Raw genomic sequence first — 8,598 nt, forward strand, 5'->3', positions numbered from 1 at the left:
ATACGAATAATGGTCCGAGAGATAGAGATGAACCGCGGCTATTTTTTCCTGTTCCGTAAACTGTCCAACTGCCATAAGAACCCCTCCTTTCATGTAGGAGTGTCCAAGATAAGGGGGGCACTACAGAATGAGCGCAGTCAGAAGATCCTTTTCCATGGCGCAGGCCATGGAAAATAGCTGAAGACCAGCCCCACGGCAAGCTTCCACCGGTAAGAGAAGGAGCTTATACAACGACTGGAATAAATATTAGCTACCAATCATTTAATCAAAAAACTGACGGCTCTTTTTTTAGAAAAAAGAGCCGCAGGCAACCTTCAAAAATCACATGGAGCTTTAACAGAGACTTTATTAAAGATCACTGCTGATAACTTGTGAAAAACTTTTTTGAATTAACAAACGTAAAGCAGCCCGCTCGGAAAGCCTCCCCATGGAAACGAAGGCGGATATTACTTTTATTTATATTCTATCTTCAAAGCAGCCTTCCAGCAGGCGCTCGTTCTCCAGTAATGAAACTTGAAAGAAGGAAGGTTGACGGGGGAGGGCTCCCCCTGTAAACTAACATTTAGATCTTTATTACTCTATCACGTTATCATACTAAAGTATTTACGGGACAGAAAGGGCGGAAGGGCACATGTCAAAGTTATTTATGTTTGAAAAACCTCAGGGAATGCGGGATACACTTCCAGAGCTGTATGAACTGAAACAGCAGGTAAAGAAGGCGGTTTCCAGTGAAGTTGAGCAGTGGGGCTACAAATCGGTTCAGACACCGACAGTCGAATTTAACGAAACAGTCGGAACCGCTTCGGCTATTCTTGACAGACAGCTGTTTAAACTTCTCGATCAGGAAGGCAATACACTTGTACTCCGGCCGGATATGACAGCTCCGATTGCCCGGATTGCAGCTTCCACGTTAAAAGAAGCCCACAGGCCGCTCCGTCTGACCTATGACGCCCCGGTATTCCGGGCCCAGCAGTATGAAGGAGGAAAACCAGCGGAATTCGAACAGGTCGGTGTGGAGCTCATTGGGGACGCTTCTGCCAGCGCGGATGCAGAAATGGTATCGCTGATGGTATCGTCCCTGGAAAATGCAGGCATCCCTTCCTATCAGACAGCAGTCGGCCATGTCGGATTTGTCAACGCCCTGCTATTTGAAGTGCTCGGCCAGGAAACACGGGTCGAGGAGTTTAAGCGCTACTTATATGAAAAGAACTACGTCGGTTTCCGGAAAGCGGTCGATGAACTGCCGCTCTCTTCGCTCGACAAGCGGAGGCTGTATGAACTACTCCGGCTTAAAGGCGGAACAGAAATTCTGGAAAAGGCAGAAGAGCTGACCGAATCAGCGGAAGGAAAAAAAGCCCTTTCCCAGCTGAAGCAGCTGCTGGAGATACTTGCTGACTACGATATGGATCAGAACGTCATGATTGATCTGAATCTTGTGATGCATATGAGCTATTATACTGGAACGGTGTTTGAAGCATACAGCGAAGGACTCGGATATCCGCTCGGAGGCGGAGGCCGCTATGATCAGCTTCTCGGTCGCTTTCATCATGAAGAACCGGCTACAGGGTTCGGTCTGAGAGTGGACCGGCTGACAGAAGCCCTCGGGAAGGAGAAAAAGCCTCTTGCCTCTGATCTGTGCATTATTTTCAGCAGAGAACGCCGCAAAGAAGCGATGAACGAAGCGAGAAGCCACCGCAGCGGCGGACGTTCGGTCGTTATGCAGGAGATTACAGGCATTCAGCAGGTGGACGCCTTCTCTGCCCAGTTTCAGGAAGTGCAGTACTTTATAGGAACAAACGGAAATGGAGGAAGCGGATCATGAGCAGTGAACTAGTGACGGTGGCGATGCCGAAAGGAAGAATATTTGAAGAAGCGGTCGAACTGCTCCGGAAAGCGGGCTATGATCTGCCGCCGGAATTTGAAGATTCCAGAAAGCTGATTATTGAAGTTCCCCAGTCAGGCATGCGTTTTATTCTGGCGAAGCCGATGGATGTGCCGACCTACGTTGAGCACGGAGTGGCAGATGCAGGGGTGGCAGGAAAAGACGTCATGATTGAAGAAGAGCGTGATGTCTACGAAGTGCTTGATTTGAAAATCAGCTCCTGCTATATGGCTGTTGCTGCTCTTCCAAGCTATGACCCCGGGCGTGACGTGGCCCCAAAAATCGCTTCCAAGTATCCAAAGCTCACTTCCGATTATTTTCGGGAGCAGGGGGAGCAGGTGGAGATTATTAAACTGAACGGATCGATTGAACTGGCGCCGATCGTCGGCCTCGCAGACAGAATCGTGGATATTGTCTCCACCGGTCAGACACTCCGTGAAAATGGACTCGTGGAAATGGAAACGATGATGCCGATTACTTCCCGCTTCATCGTAAATCCGGTCAGTTACCGGACGAAAGCTGCGCAGATTGACGAAATGGTCGACCGCCTTGCAGAGGTAGTGGGGAAGGAGGGAGTTTCGTGAAAATCGTCCCACTGACAGATTCCCCTTCTTTAAAACGTTCGATCGATCAGGGAACAACGGAGCAGCGCCGGAAAGTGCAGGAAATTCTCGAAAACGTAAAGACACGTGGAGATGAAGCTGTCGCAGAGTATACGGAGAAGTTTGACGCTGTTCGTCCGAAAGATGTCCGAGTGACGGAAAAAGAACTGATGGAAGCTGAAGAAGCTGTCCCGGAAGAGACCCGGGAGGTAATACGGGAAGCGATAAGCAATGTACGGGATTTTCATGAAAGACAGCGGCAGGAAACGTGGATTACAACAAAGCAGGATGGAACGATTCTCGGCCAGAAAATCACTCCGCTGGAAGCAGCCGGCGTTTACGTGCCAGGTGGACGGGCCGCCTATCCGTCGTCGATTATTATGAATGTGGTGCCGGCACAGACAGCCGGTGTGGAAAGAATCGTGATGGTTTCCCCGCCGCAAAAAGACGGTACGCTCGAAAACATTGTACTGTACACGGCGAAGGAGCTCGGTGTAAAAGAAATTTATAAAGCAGGGGGAGCCCAGGCTGTCGCAGCACTTGCCTATGGAACAGAGACGATTGTCCCTGTCGATAAAATCACCGGACCCGGAAACATTTTCGTTGCACTCGCCAAGCAGCTTGTTTACGGTACAGTGGATATTGATATGATTGCCGGGCCGAGTGAAGTAGTCGTTCTGGCAGATGAAACCGGAAACCCGGAGTTTATTGCTGCCGATCTTCTCAGCCAGGCGGAGCACGATCCGATGTCATCCTCCGTGCTTGTAACCACGAGCCGGGAACTTGCAGAAAAAACGGCAGCGGAAATAGAAAAACAGCTGGAAACCCTTCCGAAAAAAGAAATCGCGGGGGCCTCCGTGCGGGATTACGGAGCTGTCTACACAGCGGAAACAATGGAGGAAGCTGTCCGGGCCGTTAATGAACTGGCGCCGGAACATCTGGAAATCCATACGGAAAAGCCGTGGGATCTTGTCGGAGAAATACGGCATGCCGGAGCTATCTTTCTTGGGGAAAACAGCTCGGAACCGGTTGGTGATTATTTTGCGGGACCGAACCACGTGCTGCCGACCAACGGAACAGCCCGCTTTTCCAGTCCATTAAACGTGGAAGATTTCACGAAAAAATCGAGTATTATTTCATACAGTGAGCAGGCGCTGCAGGAAAACGGAAGAAAAATTGCTGCTTTTGCCCGTCTTGAAAATCTGGAGGCCCACGCACGTGCGGTGGAAATCCGGCTGGAGAAAGGAGAATCCAATGGAAAAACGTCAGGCAGATAAAATCAGGGAAACGCAGGAAACGCAGATCCGCCTCGCTTTCAATATCGATGGAGAAGGCCGGTCAGACTTAAAAACGGACGTGCCGTTTATGACACACATGCTTGATTTGTTCACACGCCACGGCTTGTTCGATATGACCCTGGAAGCCCGTGGGGATGTGGAAATTGATGATCATCATACAACAGAGGATATCGGTATTGTACTCGGTTCAGCCCTTCAGGAAGCACTTGGAGACAAAAAAGGAATCCGCCGCTACGGCTCTGCCTTCGTTCCGATGGATGATGCGCTTGCTCACGTCGTTGTCGATTTGAGCAACCGTCCTCACTTTGTGCTGCGCGGGGAAATTCCTCATAGAAAACTTGGCACATTTGATACCGAACTGATCGAGGAGTTTCTCTGGAAGCTGGCGCTGGAAGCCCGGATCAATCTGCACGTGAATGTTCACTATGGAACGAATGCACACCACGTAATAGAAGCTGTTTTTAAAGCACTCGGACGGGCGCTTGACGAAGCCACGCAGCTGGACCCGCGGGTAAAAGGTGTGCCGTCCACGAAAGGAAGTCTTTCATGATAGGAATAATCGATTATGGTATGGGGAACCTTCACAGTGTAACGAAAGCGCTGGAGCGTCTTGGCTACGAGCCGTTTCTTTCTGAGCATGCCGAAGAGCTGGCAAAGGCAGATATGCTGATTCTTCCTGGAGTCGGTTCTTTTAAAGATGGAATGGAAGAACTGGAAAAGCGCGGACTGGACACGTTTATTAAACAGTGGACAGAAAGCGGCAATCCGCTGCTCGGTATCTGTCTCGGAATGCAGCTTCTGTTTGAAGAAAGTGAAGAAAACGGCCGTACAGCCGGACTGTCACTTCTGCCCGGCCGGGTCGTTCATTTTCCTGCCGGTAAAGACAAAGTGCCTCATATGGGATGGAATCAGCTGATTTTTCATAAACCGCAGCATCCGATGCTGTATCAGGTGGAGGAAGGACACGTTTACTTCGTTCATTCTTATTTCGTTAAGGCATCCGACAAAGATATTTTGATTGCCTCCGCCGATTATGCAGATCAGGAAGTCGCGGCTGTCGTAGGACGCGGAAAAATATGGGCGACCCAGTTTCATCCTGAAAAAAGCAGCTCTGTCGGTATGAGCATGCTGAAAAACTTTGTGGAGCAGAAAGGTGGCGTTCCGGTTGACTGATTTTACGATATATCCGGCAATAGATATGCGCGGCGGAAAATGTGTCCGTCTGCTGCAGGGAGACTACAATCAGGAAACAGTGTACGGGGATTCTCCGTTCCATATGGCGGAAACGTTTGTGGAAAAAGGAGCATCCTGGATTCATATGGTCGATCTGGACGGAGCAAAAGAGGGCCGGCCGGTAAACCGCGAACACGTCATCCGGGCGGCAAAAGAGCTGAAGGCGGACATTCAGATCGGAGGAGGTATCCGGAGTGAAGCGGATGCGGCTCTGTATTTGGAGGCGGGTGTTTCCCGGATTATTCTCGGAAGCTCTGCCATATCTGATCCTGATTTTGTGCGCGGCATGCTGAAAAATTACGGCGGGCAGAAAATTGCGATCGGTATCGATGCCCGTGACGGCCTTGTAGCCACCCACGGCTGGCTGCAGACGTCGGAGGTCCGGGCAGAGGAGCTTGGACAGGAACTGGCGGAAGCCGGTGCAGAAACGTTTATTATGACGGATATTTCCCGGGACGGCATGATGAACGGCCCGAACGTGGAAGCTATTGCCGGACTCGGTCAGGCGACAAAAAAGCAAGTGATCGCTTCCGGAGGGGTCAGCAGTATGGAGGACCTCCGCCAGCTGGCAGCTTATAAAGAAAGTGGAATATCCGGTGCCATTATCGGCAAGGCGCTGTACACAGACAAAATCAGTCTGGAAGAAGCGGTCCGGGAGGTGGAGAAGTAGTATGCTCACAAAACGTATTATTCCCTGCCTGGACGTAAAAGAAGGACGCGTCGTAAAAGGCGTTCAGTTTGTAAACCTCCGTGACGCCGGAGATCCGGTGGAGCTGGCTTCTTTTTACGATGAGCAGGGAGCCGACGAGCTCGTTTTCCTCGACATTTCAGCCTCCCACGAAGGACGGGAAACGATGGTCGATGTCGTGGAGGAAGTTGCCGGCAGGCTGGCCATTCCTTTCACAGTCGGAGGCGGCATTAACTCTCTCGAGGACATGAAACGTATCCTCCGGGCTGGAGCGGATAAAGTGTCGCTGAACACCGCAGCACTGCTGCGGCCGGAATTGATCCGCGAAGGGGCGGATTTTTTCGGTACACAGTGTATCGTTCTCGCAGTCGATGCTAAATGGGAAGATGAACTGAACTCCTGGAGAGTCTACACTCACGGCGGACGAAACCCGACAGACCGGGAAGTGGTGGAGTGGGTGCAGGAGGCCGTAAGCCTCGGTGCCGGAGAGATTCTTCTGACAAGCATGGATAAAGACGGGGAAAAAACCGGATTTGATGAAGCATTGACGAAAACGGTCAGTGAAGCTGTAACGGTGCCTGTCATCGCTTCCGGCGGGGCCGGAGATAAACAGCATTTCGAAACGGTATTTCACCAGGGGAAAGCAGACGCAGCCCTTGCAGCATCCATCTTTCACTACCGGGAGACGTCGGTAGCAGAAGTGAAAGCCTACTTAAAAGAAAAGGGGATAGCCATCCGATGATATCTACAGACCAACTTTCTTTTGACGAAAAAGGGCTTATTCCTGCGGTGGTGCAGGACGAGGCGACAAAAGAAGTGCTGACACTTGCCTATATGAATAAAGAATCCCTGAATAAAACGATCGAAACGGGCGAAACATGGTTTTACAGCCGATCCCGTCAGGAACTGTGGCATAAGGGAGCCACTTCCGGCAATATACAGAAAGTAACGGAAATCCGGGTCGACTGCGATCAGGATGCACTGACGGTATTCGTTGATCCGGCGGGTCCGGCCTGTCATACCGGCGCGGTGAGCTGCTTCTATGAAACGCTCTGGGAAAGTGAAGAAAAGCCGGCAGAAAAAGAAGCACGGTTTGCCATTATCGAAGAGCTGGAATCGCTGCTCGCCGTCCGGGAACAGGAAAAACCGGAAGGATCCTATACGACCTATCTTTTTGAAGAAGGAGTCGACAAGATTTTGAAAAAGGTAGGAGAAGAAGCTTCTGAAGTTATTATCGCTGCCAAAAACCGGGACAGGCAGGAATTGACATGGGAAAGTGCTGATCTTCTCTATCACTGGCTCGTGCTGCTTCAGGAACAGAAACTCCCGCTCGATGACGTCCTGAACAGACTGAAAGAGCGTCACAGCGGCAAAAAAGGAGTGTAGTGACGAATTCTTTCTACCGAATTGGTGCGAAGTTTCCTCCATCACCGCAGCAGACTTTCGGTTAAAGAAGAAGCCTGCACAATAACTGAATGATTATTCCGGCATGATAACTTAATCAATACTTTGAACAGCACCCTGCTATGGCATCAGGGTGCTGTTTTATCTTGAAAAAAGTTATATCCGGATCGAAAATTGGGGGTTCCCATGTTACAAAAGGAGAAACGAAACGGAGCCTTTCCCCTGGGGAAAGTGTTTACTGAATTATGCATGAAGAATCATTTTATAAACTGCAGCAGCTGTGCAAAACAGTTTATTAAGTACTTTTACTATTGTGAACGCAGGATCATTATTAAGATTCGGCTAAACATGCTATAATCGAATGCGTGATTCAAGATAGAAAGGGATATAATTACTTATGACAACTAATGAACAAGCTGTTCCCCGTACCTTCCGTGAAAAAATACAGCATCTTGTACTGCATCCGGCATTTCAGCCGACAATTATTGCGGTTATTATATTGAATGGTCTGGTGATTGTAGCAGAATCCTACCGTCCGGGAAATGAAGTTCTGCTGCTGCTCGATACGATTATCGTCTGGATTTTTGTAGTGGAGCTTATACTGAAAGTGACCGGTCTCGGAATCAAAGGGTATTTTTCCGAAGCATGGAATATTTTTGATTTTACCATCGTTGCACTCAGCCTGGCTTTTTATAACACGCCGCTTGTCAGTGTACTTCGTCTTATTCGCGTGCTGCGTCTGATCCGTATGATACCGGCTATTCCGGCGCTGCGGAAAATCATTGATTCTCTTATGCGCTCGCTCCCGGCTCTTACCGGTATTCTGGGACTGACGACACTCATCTTTTCGATTTATGCGATTATAGGGACTACCTTTTTCCGCGGGGTGCTGCCGGACGAATTTTTCGGCAGTTTTCACAGTTCCCTGTTCACACTGCTTCAGGTTGTGACGTTTGAATCCTGGGCGAGTCAGGTGGCAAGACCGATTATTGCAGAAATCCCATGGGCCTGGTTTTATTTTGTTTCTTTTATTATCATCGGGGCCCTTGTCATTTTAAACCTTGTTGTTGCGGTCATCCTTGATTATCTCGGTCACGAGGACGAGGAAGCCCAGCAGAAACACATGGTAAGAATGCAGGAGGAAAACGAAGCACTCCGTAAAGACGTTCAGGAAATTAAAGAGCTGCTTATAGCCCAGCAGAAAAATAATAAGTAGTACAAAAAAGCTGTTTATAAAGTGTTTTTTATACATGCCTATGCAATTTCCTGCTTTCGCCTCCTCAGGACGCTTTCCGGGCGGGCCGGCTTCAGCTCATTTCTTCCTCCCACTGCTCGGAAGAAATGGATCTTCTGCTCGGCCTTCATCGCCTCGGAGCATTCCTGTCAGGTTCGTCTGGCCCCTCTGGACATAAAAAAGATCCTCCGATATGATGCAGTTGCTAAACCAAAAACCATCATAAGGAGGATCCTCTATGAATCGTAATCGAAATG

General features: G+C 49.6%; 10 protein-coding genes. All 10 read left to right on the forward strand.

Annotation, left to right across the window (positions count from 1 at the left end):
- The first annotated feature begins 631 nt into the window (after nt 1-631).
- Nucleotides 632-1,822 (forward strand): ATP phosphoribosyltransferase regulatory subunit, encoded by a 1,191-nt coding sequence (locus C6Y45_RS16980; RefSeq protein WP_107586415.1) that lies wholly within the window; start codon nt 632-634, stop codon nt 1,820-1,822.
- A complete protein-coding gene (hisG, locus tag C6Y45_RS16985) occupies nt 1,819-2,466 on the forward strand; it encodes an ATP phosphoribosyltransferase (RefSeq protein WP_107586416.1) in 648 nt (215 codons plus the stop codon). The genes C6Y45_RS16980 and hisG overlap by 4 nt, the downstream gene beginning before the upstream one ends.
- Nucleotides 2,463-3,761, forward strand: coding sequence for a histidinol dehydrogenase (gene hisD, locus C6Y45_RS16990; protein ID WP_107586417.1), 1,299 nt, complete (start codon nt 2,463-2,465; stop codon nt 3,759-3,761). The genes hisG and hisD overlap by 4 nt, the downstream gene beginning before the upstream one ends.
- Complete coding sequence (gene hisB, locus C6Y45_RS16995) at nt 3,739-4,332, forward strand: imidazoleglycerol-phosphate dehydratase HisB (protein ID WP_107586418.1); 594 nt, start codon at nt 3,739-3,741, stop codon at nt 4,330-4,332. The genes hisD and hisB overlap by 23 nt, the downstream gene beginning before the upstream one ends.
- A complete protein-coding gene (gene hisH / locus C6Y45_RS17000) occupies nt 4,329-4,955 on the forward strand; it encodes an imidazole glycerol phosphate synthase subunit HisH (protein WP_107586419.1) in 627 nt (208 codons plus the stop codon). Before hisB ends, hisH begins: the two co-directional genes overlap by 4 nt.
- On the forward strand, nt 4,948-5,685 hold the full coding sequence (hisA, locus tag C6Y45_RS17005) for a 1-(5-phosphoribosyl)-5-[(5-phosphoribosylamino)methylideneamino]imidazole-4-carboxamide isomerase (protein ID WP_107586420.1): 738 nt from the start codon (nt 4,948-4,950) through the stop codon (nt 5,683-5,685). Before hisH ends, hisA begins: the two co-directional genes overlap by 8 nt.
- A gap of 1 nt (nt 5,686) precedes the next feature.
- Complete coding sequence (gene hisF, locus C6Y45_RS17010) at nt 5,687-6,445, forward strand: imidazole glycerol phosphate synthase subunit HisF (RefSeq protein ID WP_107586421.1); 759 nt, start codon at nt 5,687-5,689, stop codon at nt 6,443-6,445.
- Nucleotides 6,442-7,089 carry a bifunctional phosphoribosyl-AMP cyclohydrolase/phosphoribosyl-ATP diphosphatase HisIE gene (gene hisIE / locus C6Y45_RS17015; RefSeq protein WP_107586422.1) on the forward strand — a complete coding sequence of 216 codons (648 nt, stop codon included), beginning with the start codon at nt 6,442-6,444 and terminating at the stop codon, nt 7,087-7,089. Before hisF ends, hisIE begins: the two co-directional genes overlap by 4 nt.
- A 415-nt stretch (nt 7,090-7,504) precedes the next feature.
- The gene (locus C6Y45_RS17020; RefSeq protein ID WP_107586423.1) at nt 7,505-8,323 is read left to right on the forward strand and encodes an ion transporter; all 819 of its coding nucleotides are present in this window, start codon (nt 7,505-7,507) and stop codon (nt 8,321-8,323) included.
- 34 nt (nt 8,324-8,357) lie between these two features.
- On the forward strand, nt 8,358-8,519 hold the full coding sequence (locus C6Y45_RS17750) for a hypothetical protein (protein WP_160058486.1): 162 nt from the start codon (nt 8,358-8,360) through the stop codon (nt 8,517-8,519).
- Nucleotides 8,520-8,598 lie beyond the last annotated feature (79 nt).

The organism is Alkalicoccus saliphilus, assembly GCF_003044065.1.
GTDB classification, from domain to species: Bacteria; Bacillota; Bacilli; order Bacillales; family Salisediminibacteriaceae; genus Alkalicoccus; species Alkalicoccus saliphilus.